Annotated in this window: 11 protein-coding genes; 6 read left to right on the top strand and 5 right to left on the bottom strand. The window is 71.7% G+C overall.

What is annotated here, in order from left to right; translation table 11 throughout:
* Positions 1–128: 128 nt before the first annotated feature.
* On the bottom strand, positions 129–4,514 hold the full coding sequence (locus CRV15_RS33615; protein WP_003958132.1) for a LamG-like jellyroll fold domain-containing protein: 4,386 nt from the start codon (positions 4,512–4,514) through the stop codon (positions 129–131).
* Positions 4,515–4,640: 126 nt separating this feature from the next.
* A complete protein-coding gene (locus CRV15_RS33610; protein ID WP_003963487.1) occupies positions 4,641–6,053 on the bottom strand; it encodes a cytochrome P450 in 1,413 nt (470 codons plus the stop codon).
* A 497-nt stretch (positions 6,054–6,550) separates the two neighbouring features.
* Between CRV15_RS33610 and CRV15_RS33605 the strand changes: the two genes are divergently transcribed.
* The gene (locus CRV15_RS33605) at positions 6,551–7,546 is read left to right on the top strand and encodes a DMT family transporter (protein WP_003963486.1); all 996 of its coding nucleotides are present in this window, start codon (positions 6,551–6,553) and stop codon (positions 7,544–7,546) included.
* A gap of 7 nt (positions 7,547–7,553) precedes the next feature.
* Here CRV15_RS33605 and fabG read toward each other — a convergent pair whose 3' ends face one another.
* Positions 7,554–8,345, bottom strand: coding sequence for a 3-oxoacyl-ACP reductase FabG (gene fabG, locus CRV15_RS33600; RefSeq protein ID WP_003963485.1), 792 nt, complete (start codon positions 8,343–8,345; stop codon positions 7,554–7,556).
* A 298-nt stretch (positions 8,346–8,643) separates the two neighbouring features.
* On the opposite strand from fabG, the gene CRV15_RS33595 reads away from it, so the two are divergent.
* Positions 8,644–9,963, top strand: a complete 1,320-nt coding sequence (locus CRV15_RS33595; protein ID WP_003963484.1) for a flavin-dependent oxidoreductase — start codon at positions 8,644–8,646, stop codon at positions 9,961–9,963.
* 116 nt (positions 9,964–10,079) lie between these two features.
* Here CRV15_RS33595 and CRV15_RS33590 read toward each other — a convergent pair whose 3' ends face one another.
* The gene (locus CRV15_RS33590; RefSeq protein WP_003958127.1) at positions 10,080–10,544 is read right to left on the bottom strand and encodes an iron chaperone; all 465 of its coding nucleotides are present in this window, start codon (positions 10,542–10,544) and stop codon (positions 10,080–10,082) included.
* 682 nt (positions 10,545–11,226) lie between these two features.
* Here CRV15_RS33590 and CRV15_RS33585 point away from each other — a divergent pair.
* The 4 genes from CRV15_RS33585 to CRV15_RS33570 all read left to right on the top strand — a co-directional run bounded on the left by CRV15_RS33585 (position 11,227) and on the right by CRV15_RS33570 (position 17,542).
* The gene (locus CRV15_RS33585; RefSeq protein WP_009999484.1) at positions 11,227–12,645 is read left to right on the top strand and encodes an MFS transporter; all 1,419 of its coding nucleotides are present in this window, start codon (positions 11,227–11,229) and stop codon (positions 12,643–12,645) included.
* Complete coding sequence (locus CRV15_RS33580; protein ID WP_003958125.1) at positions 12,642–14,597, top strand: S9 family peptidase; 1,956 nt, start codon at positions 12,642–12,644, stop codon at positions 14,595–14,597. The genes CRV15_RS33585 and CRV15_RS33580 overlap by 4 nt, the downstream gene beginning before the upstream one ends.
* Before the next feature lie 148 nt (positions 14,598–14,745).
* On the top strand, positions 14,746–16,740 hold the full coding sequence (locus CRV15_RS33575) for a RiPP maturation radical SAM C-methyltransferase (RefSeq protein WP_003958123.1): 1,995 nt from the start codon (positions 14,746–14,748) through the stop codon (positions 16,738–16,740).
* A gap of 136 nt (positions 16,741–16,876) precedes the next feature.
* Positions 16,877–17,542 carry a DUF5825 family protein gene (locus CRV15_RS33570; protein ID WP_003958122.1) on the top strand — a complete coding sequence of 222 codons (666 nt, stop codon included), beginning with the start codon at positions 16,877–16,879 and terminating at the stop codon, positions 17,540–17,542.
* 41 nt (positions 17,543–17,583) lie between these two features.
* Here the strand turns inward: CRV15_RS33570 and CRV15_RS33565 are convergent, their stop codons facing one another.
* A complete protein-coding gene (locus CRV15_RS33565) occupies positions 17,584–18,048 on the bottom strand; it encodes a DUF6301 family protein (protein ID WP_003958121.1) in 465 nt (154 codons plus the stop codon).
* Between the last annotated feature and the right edge of the window lie 26 nt (positions 18,049–18,074).

Raw genomic sequence — 18,074 nt, 5'->3', positions numbered from 1 at the left:
CGCCGCGCGCCCTGCGGCGGAGCGGCGTGGACCTTGAGCGGTCATGGACCTTGAGCGGTGAACGGCACGCGGGTGTGCCGGGGGCGGTGTCCGGGCCGGGTGCCCGGACACCGCGTCCGTCCTCGGTGTCAGAGGTCCGTCGGGACCTCGGTGGGGGCGTCGAACAGCCTGGCCTTGACCATCTCGACCTGGGTGTCGCTCAGCGCTCCCTGGAAGACCCAGACGTCGTCGATCAGTCCGGAGAAGTACGTGCCGGCGTTGTCGAGTCTCGCCCGCCCGACGAACAGATTCCGGATCGCCTTGAAGACCGGGGCGTTCTCCGTCCAGGAGATGCGGTCGGCGCAGCCGGGCTCATCGGGCTTGTTGTTCCCGTCGAGGTCGGGGCACTCCTCTTCCTGGAGCACCCCGTTCACATAGAGACGGAGTTCCTTGTCGAAGCCGTCGTGGACGAGGGCCAGATGGGTCCACTCGTCGACCCGGGAGGCCCCGGTGTGCCTGACCCTCTTCACCAGGAGATCGGTCTCCGAGCCCAGGCTGTCCTTGCCCGTGACGGTCACCTCCCAGTAGCCGGGGTCGTGCGCGTCCGCCGCGTTGCCCGGCTGATAGCGGATCTCGAAGGCGTTGCGGAGGAGGCCCGAGGCACTGACGACGGCCACGCTGTGCTTGGGCTTCGCCGTCGCCTGTGCCCATGCGGTGACGGTGAAACTGCCACTGGTGTCCACGGGGACCGTGGACGTCATGGCGTAGGCGTCGGAGCCGTTGAGCTTCAGTGCCCGCTGATCGACCTGGAACGCGTCGGTGAGCTGAGCCGCCCCTTGCAGCGTCAGGGCCGTGCCACCTGTCTTGAGCCCGTCGGGCGTGGTGGCGGGCGTCCCGGCGGTGGTCTCCTCGAAGTTCCAGCGGCCCTTGACCAGGGCCCGCTGTTTGAACAGCATCTGCACCTCGGGACCGGAGACCGGCCGGTCGAAGAGCCTGACGTCGTCGATGAGCCCGGGGAAGAAGGAGCCGGGCCGACGGTCGTAGGAGCCCGCTCCGATCTGTACCGGACCGCCCGCGTACCAGGTGTCGGTGACCTCCGCGCGGCCTGCCTCGGCTCCGTTGACATAGAGCGTCAGCCGGTTGGCGACAGTGTCGTGGACGCCGACCAGATGGGTCCATGACTCGGCGTGGACCTCTTTGCCCTCGGCGATGGCCCTGATGGCGCCCGATTCCGGAGTGTCCGTGGCGTACTGGTTGAACACCCACTTGTTCAGGGAGCTGGAGTAGTACAGCTCGAAGCCCGACTTATGGGTACCTGCCTGGGTGGCCACGATCGCAGCCTGCCCGGGGATGGCGTCCAGTCTCACCCACGCCGATACGGCGAAGCTGCGCTCGTTGTTGAGGTGCGGTGCGGTGGTGACCGCGTAGTCGTCCTTTCCGTCCAGTCTGAGCGCGTTGCCGTCCATGCCGGGCTCACCGGGCATGGAGGCCCCGCCCTTCAGAGCGGCGGCGTCGACATCGGCGCGGCCGATGACCTCGGTCGCTCCGGCCGGCTCGTCGAGCGGGAGGACAGCGCGCGCGGGGCGGCCGGTTCCGATGGGCTGCTTGGCATGGAGCCGGGTGACGTCGTCCGGCGAGAGCGGCTTGTCGTAGATCCGCAGTTCGTCGATGGCGCCGGGGAAGAAGGAGTCGAGCCGACCGCTGTAGGACCCAGCGCCGATCTGGAGACCGCGGCGCGCGTCCCAGGAGCCGGTGTGTGCCGTCGTGCCCACCAGCTTGCCCTGGACATAGAGCTTGAGCTCGCCCGAGCCCTGGCTGTGGGTGCCGACCAGATGGGTCCACTCGCCCGCCCGGACACCGCCGGCGGCGGGGGCCATGGCCCGTACCGGAGTCGCGTCCGCCGTGTCGGACGTGTACTGGTTGAACACCCAGCGGTCATAGCTCTTGGAGTAGTAGAGCTCGAACCCCGGACGGTGGTTACCGGGCTGGGCCGCGATGACCGCCGCCCCGTCCGGCAGTTTCGACAGCTTCACCCAGGCGGATACCGAGAACGCGGCCTCGGTGGCGACCGAGGAGAGTTCGGTGAACGCGTGGTCGTCCACGCCGTCGAGAGACAGAGCCGTCCCGACGGCCCCCGGCACCCCGGTCGTGGCACCGCCGCGCAGCTCGGCGACCCGGTCACCAGCGGTTCCCGTGATCTCCGTCTTCCGGTCCGGTTCGTTCATCGTCCAGGTCGCGCGCTCGGGCTGGCCCGCCCTGACCCGGTACTCGTAGGTGTAGATCTCGCTGTCGTTGCCGACCTCGTCGAATGCCTGCGCGGTGATGAAGTTCAGGCCCGTCCTGGACGGCAGCACCGGGATACTTCGCGCTGCGCCGCCCGATGTCGTCAGGGTGTTCGCGGCCGAGGGATTGCTGTTGATGCCATAGCGATAGCGGGTGACATCGCCGTTGACCGCCTTGATCTCGAACGTGCCGTAGTTGCCGACACCGTCCCGCCAGGGGTCCAGCGGATTCGCGCTGTCGGAGGCGGGGTACTCACGAGAGGTGACCTTCGGAGCCTTCGGAGCATCGCCGTCGTAGAGGAAGTAGCAGCCGGTCGGGTCTCCTGCGTTGGACCAGGGCGACTCCGCGCTTCCGGCGCCCTCGCCGTCCCGTGACTTCACGTACCACGAGACCTCCCGGTCCACCGGTATGGACGTCGGCAACTCGATCGCGAAACCGCTGCCGGAGTTCTTCGCGGTCGTCCAGCCCGGTTGCCAGCGGGGGATCGCCCCCTTGCCGTCACCGCTGTCCCAGGTGGCCTGGAACTTGACGGCGACCGGATCACCATCCGGGTCCGTGATGTCCCTGGCGTAGAGCTTGCCCCGGGTGCGTACCCGGGCGGGTGAGTCAGGGCCCGGGCAGGTGCCGCCGTACTCCATCGCCAATTGCGATGTCTTGATCTGCGGCGGGGGCCGGTTGTACTTCACCCGCAGATGGGCCTGGTCCGAGAAACGCTTCCAGGCGTACGCGTCGGTCTCGCTGGCCGCCCTCAGGCCGAAGGTCATGGCAGATGTTCTGCTGTTGACCGCCGCCTGTACCTCGGTCCGCACATCGAACTCGGCGTCCTTCGCCACACAGCCCTCAAAACCGTGGGCGAAGGACCGGGACGAGAGTTCCTTGATCCAGAAGCCTGACTCCTGCTGGGAGTCCCAGGTCGTCCGGTCGTTGATGGACTTGGTCCGCCACAGCTCGACCCCACGTGCCGAGCACGAGGCCGACCAGGTGTTGCGGACGACGAACTCCGCGCTCTCGATCCGCTTGCCGGCCAGACCCGAGGTGTCGATCTGGTAGAACAGCCGCTTGGTGTCGTGAGGGTTGCAGTAGTGCCAGTTGCACAGGCCCAGCCCCTCGGTGGACTTCCCGTTGAACTTCCACTGGGGCTGGCCGTTCCAGTACTTCGAGACCATTGTCCACGCCGAGGCCCGAGGCGAGTTCCACTGCGGGTCGATGAAGACCGGATAGACCGTGTCAGGACCGGAGAGCACCCCGGTGTCGGGCTTCAGGATCAGCGCGTCACCGGTGGCGGGGAGTTCCACCCCCACAGGTGCCAGCTTGCCGGACTCACCGGCTCCGGGTTCCGTGCCCGGCTGCGCCCCCGGGGCACCGCCCGAGGTGCGGGCGGTCTGCTTCCGGGCCGCGGGCGGACCGGCGCCGGAGGGAGGAGCGCTGGAGTCCCACATCACCGGCCGGGGCGCCTCGAACACCGTGCCCCCGGAACTCGCGTCCACGGCCGCCAGACCGCCGCCGGCCGTCTGCCGGACCTCCAGCCCTTCCGCGGCGAGCGCCAGACGCAGCTCCGCCAACCTCTTGTCGGCGGCTGCCGCCGCGGACTTGACCACCAGGAGCTGAGTGAAGCCGTCCTGCTGTGCCTCCATCCGCAGATCGACTCCAGGCAGCACCTCGCGGTAGGTGGCGGTAGGACCGTTCAGTTCGGGCGCGGGCAGTGTGCCGGGCCAGGACAGGGACATTTCACGCCCTGCCTTCTCCATCCGGACCAGCGGCTCACTGCCGCCCTTGGAGAACTCCAGGCCGACGACCGTGGCCTTGGGGACGACCTTGCCCTCCGGGGAGCGCGTCAGCCCGGTGTCGACCGGCGACCAGCCGTTCTCGGTCCGCACCCGTACCGGGCGCAGATGGATACGGGACTCCAGTCCGCCGCCGGGCGTGGCGAGAACCTCGCTGGTCTCGCTGCGCATCGAGGCGATCTCGACAGATCTGCCGGAACGTTTCGCCTCGGCCAGCGCGGCATCAGTGGTGACGACGGAGGGCTCCCCCTCCGCCGTCCGCCCGACCGCGGGCGGACCGGACGGCGACTGGGGCGACATCTGAAGCGGCACCGCCGCCGGGGCTCCGGCGGCGGGCTGAGCGACGGCCGGGGCGATTCCGGCGGTCAGCGCGAGGACGAGGCCGCCCACCACCCCACGGGCCGTCAGCCGATTTCTGCTCCGGCGCCTTGGCCGGAGAACACGTTTCACTTGTTTCTCATCCACCACTTCAGTCTCAAAAGTTCACTGCTTTCACACAGCCTCCGCAGAGTTAAAGGGTGGTTGCAGAGCGTTGTCAAGAGGTTGCGGTCTGGAGGCACCGCTCCCGTTCGGGCAGGGCGGAGCAGCGGACGGTCAGGGGCGGGGGCGGGCAGGGCTCGGGTGGTGGTGTTTCGGGCGGGTCAGGTGGGTGGGGAGTGGGCCCGGGTTCAGGGTGAGTTGGGGGAGGCGGGGCAGGGGGCGGGTGCTGGGGTGGGGGTGGAGGTCCCAGTGGGAGAGCAGGCTCGCGAGGAGCAGGGTGCCTTGGAGGTAGGCGAACTCGTCGCCGATGCAGCGGCGGGGTCCGGCGCCGAAGGCCAGGAAGAGCGGTGGCGGCGGGGAGCCGTCCGGGCCCGGCTGCCAGCGGTTTGGGTCGAAGGTGTCCGGGTCGGGGTGTTCCTCGGGCAGATGGTGGAGCAGATAGGGGCTGTAGGCGAGGACGGTGCCCCGGGGCAGGGCGTACGGGCCGAGGGTCGTGTCCTCCTCGGTCCGGCGGGTGAGGAGCCAGCCGGGCGGGCAGAGCCGGAGCGCTTCGGTCAGGGTCTGCCGGGTGTAGCGGAGCCGGGGCAGATCCGCCCAGGTGGCGGTGCGGCCCCCGAGTACGGTGGCGATCTCCTCCGTCAGCCGCCGGTGGACCGGCGGGTGCAGCGCGCTGAAGTGGAGGGCCCAGCACACCGCCCCCGCCGTTGTCTCGGTGCCCGAGACATAGAGGGTGACGGCGTGGTCGATGAGTTCCTCGTCGCTGAACGCGGGGCCGCCTTCCGGGTCCCGCGCGGCCAGCAGCAGTGACAGCAGCCCTGACCGGGGGTCCGCGGGTCCGTCCGGTGTGCGGTGGGAGGCGGCTCCCGCCGCGCGGTGTCCGGCGATCAGTTCGCCCATCAGCCGCCGGGCCCGGGCCGAGGCCCGTGCGTGGCGCCGGTTGCCGGGGGTGGGGAGCCGGCACAGCGGCTCCGGCAGCAGGCTGCGCCGGAAGACGCCCGCCAGCAGTTCATGGAGGTCCGCCGCGAGGAGGGCGTGGACCGCCGGGTCGAGATCGGCGCCGAAGACGGTCGCGACCAGCACATCGGCCGTGATGCGCCGGGTCTCCCGGGTGAGGTCGACGGTCCCGCCCTCCTGCCAGCAGGTGAGCGCGGCGTCCGTCCGGTCGGTCATGATCTGCGCATAGCCGGGGAAGCACCGCTGGTGAAAGGCGGGTTGAACGAGCCGCCGCTGCCGTCGGTGCTCGCTCGCGGGGCAGGTGGCGAGGCCGACGCCGCCGACCTCCTCCAGCCGCCGGTAGAGCGGCCCGCCCTTGTCGAAGACCCGGTCGTGCCGCAGCAGTGTCCGGGTCAGCTCCAGGTCGCAGACCACCACCATGCGCCGGGTGCCGAGCCGGATCTCGACCAGTTCGCCGTGGGCGGGCAGCGTCCGGACGAACGCCAGCGGCGCCCGGACGAAACGCGGCAGATGGCCCAGTAGCGGCAGGGCCCCCGGCGCCGTCGCCACCGAGGCCGTTCGGGGATGTTGCATCGTCGCCCTCCCTCTCCCGTGGTTCTCCGGCTCCAGGGGAGAGCCGGACACCTACCGGTGCGTGTCGGTATGTATCAGTGCATATCAGCGAGTGTCGGTGTATGTCGGGCACTCTGGGCCCGTATCGGCCCGGCCCCGGGCCGTCTTCCGGCAGGGACCGCGGGACCAGCGGTGCGGCGCGGGGGACACGGACGGACGGCATGCTAAGCGCGGGGGAACCCCTCCACCAGATATCCGTCTGTCCGTCATATACGGAATGGCTCATACCTGTAGGAGAGGCCGATATCCGTCCCGGGGCGAGGAGCCGACGGCCGGACGGTCCTGTGCCGCCCGTGCCGGGTGAGCCGGTGTTGGGCGGGGCCGTCACAGGGGATGCGCCCCGGCGGAGCCCGCTGGGCCTCGGCATCACCGCCCCATGACCGCCGTACCAGCAGCGCAACCGCGCAGGGCGTCCCACACCCCTGCGGCAGGCGCCGAAATGTACGGCGCATACGGTCATGACCATGGCACACTTGCGTATATCCGCCGATCGAGCACGCTGGACGGCCCTGGCCGCCGCGGGCGTCACCGTCGTTCTCTGGGCCTCCGCCTTCGTCTCGATCCGCAGCGCCGGGGAGTCGTACTCACCCGGCGCGCTCGCCCTCGGCCGACTCCTCGCCGGGGCGCTCGCCCTCGGCTGCGTACTGCTGATACGGCGCGAGGGCCTGCCGCCGCGCGCCGCCTGGCCCGGGATCGGGGTCTCCGGACTGCTCTGGTTCGGCGTCTACATGGTGGTGCTCAACTGGGGTGAGCAGGAGGTCGACGCGGGCACCGCCGCGATGATCGTGAACATCGGGCCGCTCCTGATCGCCCTGCTCGGTGCGCGGCTGCTGGGCGAGGCGCTGCCGCCCAGACTCATCGCCGGAATGGTCGTCTCCTTCGTGGGGGCCGTCACCGTGGGGCTGTCCATGTCCGGTGACGGAAGCGCCTCCGTGCTGGGGGTGTTCCTCTGTCTGATCGCCGCGGTGGGGTACGCGGGCGGCGCGGTCGCGCAGAAACCCGCGCTGAAGCACGCCAGCGCGCTCCAGGTGACCGCCTTCGGCTGTCTGACCGGGGCGGTGCTCTGCCTCCCGTTCACCGGGCAGTTGGTCGCCGAGGCGGGGCAGGCGCCGCTGTCCGCCACCCTCAACATGGTCTACCTGGGGGTGTTCCCCACCGCCCTCGCATACACGACCTGGGCGTACGCCCTCGCCCGGACGACCGCGGGCCGGATGGGCGCGACCACCTACGCCGTCCCCGCGCTGGTGGTCCTGATGTCCTGGGCGGTCCTGGACGAGGTCCCGGGCCCGCTCACGCTGCTCGGCGGCGTGCTCTGTCTGGCCGGGGTCGCGGTCTCGCGTTCCCGCAACGGGAGCGGCGACCGCGACCGCGGGGACGATCAGGCCCGGGCCGCCGGGACGGAGACCACAGCGACGGAAGCGACCGAGAACGCGTCACCCTCCGCCCGCTCCTGATCCGAGGTCAGGACCGGGGCAGGGCAAGGGCCTCCAGGGACTCCGGCAGGGTCTGGCCCCCGTCGACGACAAGGGTCTGGCCGGTGATGAAAGCGGCCTCGTCGGAGGCGAGGAAGAGCACCGCGTGCGCGATGTCGGAGGTCTCGCCCAGCCGCCCGAGCGGGATCGACGCTGTCATGCCCCGCATGTACTCCTCCCCCAGTTCGACCAGGCCCTCGGTCCGTACATTGCCGGGCAGGACGGCGTTGACGGTGATGCCGTACGGCGCCGTCTCCAGGGCGGCGCTGCGGACGAAGCCCAACTGGCCCGCCTTGCTCGCTCCATAGTGGGACCAGCCCGCGAACCCGGTGCGGGGCCCCGTGATCGAGGAGGTGAGGACGATCCGGCCGCGCCCGGCGCGCTCCATCGCGGGCAGGCAGGCGCGGGCGGCGAGGATACTGCCCCGGAGGTTGACGTCCAGCATCTCGTCCACGTCGGCGGCGGTCATCTCCCGCAGCGGCTTGCCCGTGAACACACCGGCGTTGGCGCACAGGACATCGATGCCTCCGTGGAGGCGTACGGCCTCGGCCGCCATCTCCTCGATCGCCTCGGGCTCCCGGAGGTCCACGCCCATCCCCGCGACCGTGCCGCCGGTCGCGCGCGCGAGATCGCCCGCGACCCCGCGCGCGGTCTCCCCGTCCCGGCCGGTGAGCAGCACGGCCGCGCCCTGGCGGGCGAACAACTCGGCGATGCCGCGTCCGATGCCACGGGTCCCGCCGGTCACGACGACGGACCGGCCTTCCCAGGGTGTGAACGTCATGATGTGCCCCTTGTTCCGGTGTTTCGGTGTTTCGGCTGTTCGGCGCACCGGCACAGCAGCCCGGCCGGTGGCGGGGGCACATTAGCGGAACCTGTCGTCCCGGACCGGTGGCGCACACACGAGCGACCGAATATCGACGGCGGACGACGGGGTGCCGTCCGATACCTTCGTCGTCGCGCCGGGCGGCGTCGGGGCAGCGGGCCGCCGGACGCCCCGTATCGGCTGCCCTGCCGGGTATGGGAGGGCACGCCGTCGGAGCGGGCCCGGCGCACAGCGGGCGAGAGACAGGAACTGATCGATGAGAGTCACAGTCGTGGGTGGGGGCATAGCCGGGCTGACCTGTGCATTGAGCCTGCACTCCGCCGGTTTCGAGCCACGGGTGCGCGAGGCGGCACGGAGCATCGAAGCGGTCGGGGTGGGGATCAATCTGCTGCCGCACGCGGTGCGGGAGCTGGCCGAACTGGGGCTGGCCGATGAGCTGGACACCATCGCGCTGCCCCCGCGGCGGCTGTGCTACTACGACCGGGCGGGCGGGCCGGTGTGGGAGGAACCGCTCGGGCGCGCGGCGGGCTATCGCTGGCCGCAGTACTCCGTGCACCGGGGCACGCTGCATCTGATGCTGCTGGCGGCGGTGCGGGAGCGCCTGGGGCCGGACGCCGTCCGCACCGGTCTGCTGTTCCAGCGGTTCGAGCAGACGCAGGACGGTGTCCGGGCCCACTTCCTGGACCGGGCGAGCGGCGCGCCCGTCGCCGAGGACACCGATGTGCTGGTCGGCGCCGACGGCATCCACTCCGTGGTCCGGTCCCGGCTCCACCCGGACGAGGGTCCTTCCCGCTGGAACGGCGTCCATATGTGGCGCGGGGTCGCGCGGGGTCCGCGGATACTCGACGGCCGTTCGATCGTGGTCGCGGGCGGCACCCCCGGGGCGAAGTTCGTCGCCTACCCGATCGAGGACCCGGTGGCCGAGGGCGGTGACGCCCTGCTGAACTGGGTGCTGGAGGTGCGGCATCCACGGTCGGACACGCCCCTGGACCGTTCGAACCGGCCGGTCCCGGCGGCGGAGGCCCACGCCGGTCTCGCCGGGTGGAGCCTGCCGTGGATCGACCTGGCGACACTGGCCGAGCGCTCCTCCGCGATCTTCGAGTACCCCATGCTCGACCGCGACCCCCTGCCCCGCTGGAGCTTCGGGCGGGTCACCCTGCTCGGGGACGCGGCGCATCCGATGTTCCCCATGGGCATGAACGGCGGTTCGCAGTCGGTCGTCGACGCCCGGGTGCTGGCCTGGTGTCTTGCCGGGGAGAGCGACCCCGTGGCCGCGCTGCGCCGCTACGACGAGCTGCGGAGGCCGACGGTGAACGCGGTGGTCCTGGCCAACCGGGAGCTGGGCCCCGAGGCGATCATCGCGCGTGCGGCGGAGCACGGCGGGGCGCTGCCCGCCGGACAGGCCGAGAAGATCTCCGAGGCGTACAAGAGCCTGGCCCAGGCGACGGCGGAGCAGGTCAACGGCCATGCGTCCTGGACCGTTCCGGATGACGCCACCAACACCACAGCCACCGCCGCCGTGACCCTGAAAACGGCACCGCCCGGCGCCCCGGCCCCGGATGCCACGGCCCCCTGAGCCCGGGAGTCCCGGCACCGCCCCGCGCTCCCCCGGGGCGGCCCTGGCGGCAGGGCCGCCCTCCGGCGGCGGCCGGGACCGCCGCCGGAACACCGGCAGCCACCCGGACGGGGTGGTCACCGGGCCACCGCCCGCTCCACCAGTGCGGCGATCCGCGCCTCCACCTCGGCGTTCACCTCGGTCAGCGCGAAGGCCACCGCCCACGTCGGGCCGTCGTCCAGCTTCGCCTCGTCGCTGAAGCCGAGGGTCGCGTAGCGCGTGGAGAACTTCTCCGCGCCCTGGTAGAAGCAGAGGACCTTGCCGTTCAGCGCGTAGGCGGGCATCCCGTACCAGAGTCTCGGCGCGAGCTGCGGAGCGCTCGCCGTGACGACGGCATGGACGCGCTCGGCCCTGCTCCGGTCCGGCTCCGGCATGTCGGCGATCTTCGCGAGCACCTCCCGTGCCGCCTCCGCCTCCTTCTCCTCCCGCGAGGCGCGCCGCGCCGCCGCCCTCAGCTCGCCGGCGCGTTCCTTCATCGCGGCCCGCTCCTCGGCCGTGAAACCCTTGCCCGTGCCGTTCCCGCCGCTCTTGGTACCGCCCATGGCAGAACTCCCCTCGGATGTCCCTGATGCCTGAGGTCTTCTCCTGGACAAGGACTCTAGGCAGGGGCACTGACAACGGGCCCTGACCAGCGCCGTCGCCACGGCGACCGTCAGGGCCGGGCCGCCTTCGCCCCGTCGTACCGCTCCCGTCCGTACCTCTCCCGTCCGTACCCTCACCACCACCGTTCCCACCGCCACCGTCCCTATCGCTCCCGTCCGTACCGCTCCCCATCCGGGTGGACACCCTCCGTACCGCCCCCGTCCGGGCGGACACCGTCCACGTCGGCCCGACACCACCGGCACCTTCCGTATCGGCACCGGAGGCGGTCTCCGGTCATCTCCGCGGCGAACGTTCTCGGCCGAAAGAACCGTCGGAGCACCGCCCCGCACCCCGGTGGGCCGCCGCTCGCCCGGCCCCTCCCCCGGGTGCCCCCGCCGGGGCCGACGGCGCCCGTCACCGACGCCTCCCTGGAGAAACGGTCCTTCACTCGCTCCGGACAGCGGAAGGATCGCCACCGATTCCCCCGCATCGACCGCCCGACTCCAACGCGCCCTCCTGGCAGAGGAATCCAGCCATTCGTGACGCACCCTTGTGACGTCACTTCAAGCCACATTAGGCTCCCGCTCGTTTCGTCCCCACCACACTTTCTGCACGGTTTCTCCAAATCGACGAGGTGTTCCCGTGGAACGGTCAGAGTCACCCGCACGACCGTTCCGCGACCGGGCGGGACCCGACACGGAACCCACCACGGAACCCGATACGGGAACCGATACCGGAACCGACGACTTCCGGCATGACTTCCGGTTGCTGTGGTGGGCCAACGCGGCCGACGGCGTCGGCAGTCAGGCGTCGGGCGCCGTCCTTCCGCTGCTTCTGCTGGGGCTGGGCACCTCGCCCCAGGTCGTCGGCCTGATCGCCGGGGTCTCGACCGCCGTCGGACTCGTCCTCGGACCCGTCGTCGCCGTCCCCGCCGACCGCGGGGCGCGCAAACGCGTGATGTTCTGGTCCGCCACCGTCTCCGCGCTCGCCATGGGCGGGGTGAGCCTGGCCCTGGTCACCGGCGGCCCGCCGCTGGGGCTGATCCTCGCGGCGGTCCTCGTCGAACGGGTCGCGACCTCCTGCTTCGAGGCGGCGCAGCGCGGAACGGTCGCGCTGGTGTGCCCGGCACCCGAGCAGCCCCGGGCGATCGCCCGGCTCACCGCCGCCGACCAGGGCGCCCTGATCGTCGGCCCGGCGCTCGGCGGTCTGCTCTACCAGGCGGGCCGCGCCCTGCCGTTCCTCGCCGACGCCCTCTCCTACGTCGTCACGGCCCTGTGTCTGCGCGCCCTGCGCGCGGATCTCGCCGCACCGGCCGAGCAGCCGACCGGCGAGGAGCAGCCGACCGGCGAGAGGCACCGGACCTGCGAGGAGCGGCGGACGGACAAGAAGCGCCGCACCGGCGAGCAGCGGCAGAGCCGCGAGCGGCGGAGCAGGCGGCCGAGGGACGAGGGGCTGCTGCGGGAGAGCGCCGCCGGGCTGCGGCTGGTGCGCCGGTCCCCGCTGCTGCGACTCGTCCTCGTATGGTGCACCGCCGTCAACGTCGTCGTCGTGGCGCTCTACTACAGCGCCGTCTTCACCCTCCAGCGCGGCGGGCACGGCGGTGCCGTCCTCGGCCTGGTGCTGGCCTGCTCGGGTGCCGCCGGTCTGGTGGGGGCGCTCGCGGCGCCGCGGGTGGCGCGGCGGTTCGGCGCCCCCCGGGTCGTGACCGGGGTGACCTGGCTGCTCGTCCCGCTCGCCGCCGCGCTCGCCACCGTCACCGGGGCCTGGGCGTACGGGCTGCTGTTCAGCCTGGTGTGTCTGCTGATGCCGCTCGCCGCCGTGGTGCTCCAGACCCGGGCCGTCCAGGTGACGGCCCCCGCGGTGCAAGCCCGTACGGGTGCGGTGCTGGCCACGGCGACGACGGGCGGCGCCGCCCTCGCCCCCGTCCTCGCCGGGCTCCTCGCCGACCGGGTCTCCACCGCCGCGCCCGCGGTCGGCTGCGGGGTGACGCTGGCCCTGCTCGCGCTCCACACCTCCCGCCGCACCGTGCGCGGCTGTCTGACGGCGGGGGCCGCCGGATGAGCTATCAGGTCTATCGCGCGGCCCTTCCGGAGGTGTGCGCCGCCGACCCGGCGAAGATGGTCTTCACCGCCGACGCCGAGGGCCGGTGCGAGGTCTTCACCTGGGACGCCGCCACCCGCACCGCCCGGCAGGTCACGCGCCGCCCCCGGGGCACCCTGCACGGCGCCATCGACCGGGACGCGTACGTGTGGTGGTTCGACGAGGACGCGCGGGGCTCGGGGCGCTGGCGCTTCCAGCCCTTCGCCGGGGGCCCCGACCTGCCCGGACTGCTGGACGTGCCTTCCGGGTTCCCGCGCGGCCTGGCGATGAGCGACCGCGCGACCGTCGCCGTCGGACTCGGCGACGGCCGTGCCACCACCGTCCATGTCGGCCCGCGCGGCGGCACCGCCCGCACGGTGGCCCGGGTCGACGGCCATGCCACGCTCACCGGCATCACGCCCGGCGGCGGGCTGCTCGCCCTCGCCCGGACCGACGCCGTCACCGTCCTCACCGCCGAGGGCGCCGTACGGGCCGTGCTGTCCGGCGGCGCCACCGGACGGCTGTGGGCGCTGGGCTTCTCCCCCGCGCCGGAGCGCGAGGAGCTGCTCCTCATCCGCGAGTGCGACGACCGCTACACCCTGGCGACCTGGCGGCCCACCGCCGGACCCGCCGGTTCCGGGGAGCCGACCACCGGGAAGCCCACCACCGGAGAACCGACCGCCGGAGAACCGACCACCGGGGAGCTGACCACCCACGACTGGTGCTCCTTCGACACCGAGATCACCGCCCGCTGGGACGGCGGCGGGAGCGGCGGCGCACCCGGCCGCGGTGTCCTCGTACGCCAGGACCGGCACGGCCGCTCCACGCTGCACCGCGCCGACCTCGACGCGCGGACGCTCACCCCCGTCCCCACCCCGCCGGGCACCCTCCTCGACGCCGCGACCAGGCCCGGGGGCGATCTCCACTACCTCTGGACGGCGACCGGCCATCCGCCCCGGCTGTGCTCCACCGGGCAGACCGCGCTGCCCGGACTGCCCACCGTCACCGGACGCGTCCCCGGCACCCACCGGGACATCTGGACACCCGGCCCGGAGGGCCCCGTGCACACCCTGCTCAGCCTGCCCGACGCACCGCGCGGCCCCGTCCCGGCGGTGTTCCTGGTGCACGGCGGCCCCGCCGACCACGACCGCGACGCCTACGACGGCATCGTCCACTCCCTGGTCGCCTCCGGTTTCGCCGTCGCCCGCGTCAACTACCGGGGCTCCACCGGATACGGGCCGCGCTGGCGGCGCGCCTTCGGCAGGGACGTCGGCCTCGCCCAGGTCGACGACCTGGCGTCGGTCCGGGCCGACCTGGCCGCCCGCGGTCTGATCCGCGCCGACGCCGTGGGGCTCTGGGGCACCTCCTGGGGCGGCTATCTCGTGCTGCTCGCCCTCGGCACCTGCCCCGGGCTGTGGCAGGCGGGGGTCGCGGTCAAACCGGTCGCCGACTGCGCGGCGGCCCACCGCACCACCACCCCCGCGCTGCGCGCCCTGGACGAACGGCTCTTCGGCGGCACCCCCGACGCGATGCCCGAGCGGTACGCGCGCAACTCGCCGATCCACTACGCCGCCGCCGTCCGCGCCCCGCTGCTGGTGGCCGCCGCCACCCATGACGCCAAGTGCCCGCCCGGCCAGGTCCGCGGCTATCTCGACGCGCTGCGCGCCGCCGGGGTCCGGCACGAATCCCTGTGGCTCGACTCCGGCCACGACGGCTACGACGGCGGCGACCACGTCACCGTGTTGCGCCGGGCCGTGGTCTTCCTCGACCGGGAGCTGCGCCGCGCCGGCCGAAAGCCGCCCGCCCCGGCCCGCCCGGCCCCTCAGACGCCCCGTTCCGCCCGGAGCGGGGAGCACCGCACCACCGAACCATCCATGGAGAGGAGAAGGTCTCATGCAGAAGGACGTCATTCACAACGACCCGCTCGCGGGTGACGAGGAGAACCGCAAGCCGAGCGTCGGCATCACCATCACCGTTCCGTTCCGGAACGCCGAGGACGCGGACGAGGACTGAGTCCCTGACCGGGCCGGTCCTGTGGTGCACCGCCGGACCGGCCCGGTCCCCCATTCCCGAGGAGCCGACATGCGTGTTCTGCTGGTCAATATGCCCTGGTCGCCCATCGACCTTCCGTCCCTCGCCCTGGGAATCCTCAAACGGAGCGTGGACGAGCGTGTGCCCGGCGCCACGGCCGAAGTCCTGCACGCCAATCTCGAATTCACCGACTGGATCACCGCGCGGCGGGAGTTCACCGGGGAGGACTACGAGTACTACGCCCTGTCCTCGTACTTCATGGGCTGCGGCGACTGGGTGTTCTCCTCCGCGCTGTACGACGATCCGCAGTGGCGCGAGAAGGAATTCACCGAGGCGATGCGCGGGAAACTCAAGAAGTCCCGGCTGGAGATGACGCTCGCGCTGCACAAGACGGTGCCGGAGTTCGTCGACGAGATCGCGCGGAAGATCGTCGCGTACGGGCCCGACGTCGTCGGATTCACCTCCACCTTCCAGCAGAACGCCGCGGCGCTCGCCGCCGCCCGGCGGGTCAAACAGCTCGCGCCGGACATCGTCACCGTCATGGGCGGGGCCAACTGCGACGGGGAGCAGGGTGCCGCCGTGCACCGCAACTTCCCCTTTGTCGACCATGTCGTCCGGGGCGAGGGGGAGGCGGCCTTCCCACAGCTCCTGACCGCGCTCACCACCGACGGTTCCGATCTCGCCGAGGTGCCCGGGCTGTGCCACCGGGGCCCGGACGGGCAGAGCGTCGCCAACCCCATGGCGACCCGTCCGCTGCCGCCCGCCACGATCCTGCCGCCGGACTACAGCGGGTATTTCGAGCGGCTGGCGGTCTCCGTGGCCCGTAACTGGGTCGAGCCCAAACTGGTCGTCGAGGGCGCCCGGGGCTGCTGGTGGGGCGAGAAGCACCACTGCACGTTCTGCGGGCTCAACGGCTCGTTCATGCAGTTCCGTTCGAAGAGCCCGGACACGTTCTACGACGAGATCATGGATCTGGCCCGGCGCCACCGGGTCCTGGACATGTATGTCGTCGACAACATCCTCGACATGGGCTATCTGTCGACCGTCCTGCCCCGGATCATCGAGAGCGAGTACGATCTGCGGCTGCATATCGAGATCAAGGCCAATATGCGCCGCCCCCAGCTCCGTACGCTCGCCGAGGCGGGGATGATCTACGTCCAGCCGGGGATCGAATCGCTCAACCACCGGGTCCTGGATCTGATGGACAAGGGCGTCAGCGGCTGCCAGAACGTACGGATGCTGCGCGACGGGGCGGAGACCGGACTCTCCGTGGCCTGGAACTATCTGCATGGCTTCCCCGGTGAGACCGCCCGGGACTACGAGCCGGTGATCGCCCAGATACCGGCGCTGGAGCACCTCGATCCGCCGGTCGACATGTCGGCCCGGATCGCGATCGAACGTTTCAGCCCCTACTTCGAACGTCCCGAGCTGGGCTTCACCGGGCTGCGGCCCGAGGAGCACTACCGCTTCACCTACGATCTGCCGGAAGAGGAGCTGTACGACCTCGCGTATGTCTTCGAGGCGCCGGAACGGGGGATCACCGAGCCGACGGTGACCGAGCTGAACAACGCGCTGACCGCCTGGAAGAAGCATCACACCGACGCCCGGCTGACCCATACCGACCTGGGGGAACGGATTGTCCTGGTGTCCCGGCGGCGGGCGTTCGACTGGCAGACGGCGGAGCTGGCCGACCCCTTCGAACTGGCCGTCTTCCGCCTCCTCGACCAGCCGCACGCGGTCGCCGCCCTCACCCGCAAGGCCGGGCGCAAGGCGCCGGGGGCCGCCCGGGACGAGGCCGGTGTGCAGCGGCTCCTCGACTCCTGGGTGGAGCTGGGGATCGTCTTCACCGACGGCGGGCAGTACGTCCACCTCGCGCCTGCCGCCGTGAACGAGGATCTGCTGCGGCTGGACTTCATGCGCCATGTGTACGCGGCGAGGACCGGTCAGGACGGGCCCAGGACGGCGGACGGGCCCGTGCCCGCCGCACCCGTACCGGCACCCGCACCGGCACCGGCACCGGCACCGGCCGAACCCGTTCACGTATGACCGCGCCGCCGCCCGGAGCCGGTCCCGCGCACCCCGCATATCCCCTGCGTCCCCTGCGTCTCGCACGCCCCGCACGCCCTGTACATCCCGCAGGTCCCGCCCCCGTCGTCGTGTCCCGGCAGGAGGAGCACGCCCCATGAGCACCGCCCTGAGTCCGTCCGCCGTCCTCGCGTGGCGCGACTACGACCCCGCCGCCTGCGAGCTGCCCGGCATGTTCCTGGGGGAACTCACCCTCCCCGGACCGCTGAAGGACGAGGGCGAACGGCTGTGGCAGCTCGGCGTCCGGCGGGTCCGGCTGCCCGCGCCCGTCGATCTCACGGATGTCATGGACCCCGCACGGGCCGCCGACGCGGTGGCCGGGCTGAGCCTCGTACGGGATCTGACCGCGCGGGCCGTCCTCGTCGAGTGGGAGCTGCGCCTCGACCCGGCGGCGGCGCCGGACGCGTGGGCGGTCCTCAACCACCTCCAGCCGCCCTGGCGGCTCAGCGGACCCGAGGGCTGCGAGGACACCCTGCGCACCTGGCGGCAGGGGCACTACCTGTGCAAATGCCTATGGCGCAAGGGTCCGGGATTCATCCAGATCCGGGACCGCCGCTGGGGTGAGCTGCGCCGCTTCACCGCCGACGAGCCGCTGTACGAGACCACGATCGAGCGGCTGGCGTACGGGGCGCCCGCGGACTCGGTACCGGCCGCGGTCCTCGACGACTTCCGGAACGAACAGCTCGTCCTCGATGTCGGGCCGCTGGCCTGGTGGATTCCGTACCGGATCAGCCGCTGGCTCCAGGAGTCGATGACGATCTGAGCCGACGGGGCGGGCTGACCCGGCCGGGCCGCGCGGCCGGGTCAGCCGCCTTCGCGGATTCTGACGCTGTTCTTGCTCAGCCGTGCCAGGTCGACACAGATGTTCAGATTCCGCAGCATCAGCACTTCATCGCCGCGGTCCCAGAACACGACCTTGCTGGACTCGGCTCCGTCCGGCGGCCCGAATGCCCCGGTGAGAGCGACCAGATAGTCCATGAAAGCCGACTCGAAGGACGCCAGGGACTCCTCGCTCTTGGCGGGGTCGACATCGGTGAGGTTCACCGCCACTTCCAGCACCAGGCCCTCGTCCTGGAGATTCACCACAAAGCCGTGGACGCCGGGGAGTTCGGGATTGTCCGTACGCAACGACGGTCCGTCCAGCGGGTCGAGCGGGACGAGTCCGAACGCCTCCAGCGCCGGGCCCAGCTCCTGGATGGTCCAGGACCAGTCGTGGGAGTCCAGGCGCCGGGCCGCTTCGACGCCCTGTTCCGGGGTGAGACGCCGCATACTTCCTCCTGTCAGCCGCGGGAACG

This window comes from Streptomyces clavuligerus (assembly GCF_005519465.1).
GTDB classification, from domain to species: domain Bacteria; phylum Actinomycetota; class Actinomycetes; order Streptomycetales; family Streptomycetaceae; genus Streptomyces; species Streptomyces clavuligerus.
The sequence above is the reverse complement of the archived record's forward strand: the minus strand, read 5'-3'. Positions and strand labels throughout refer to the sequence as shown.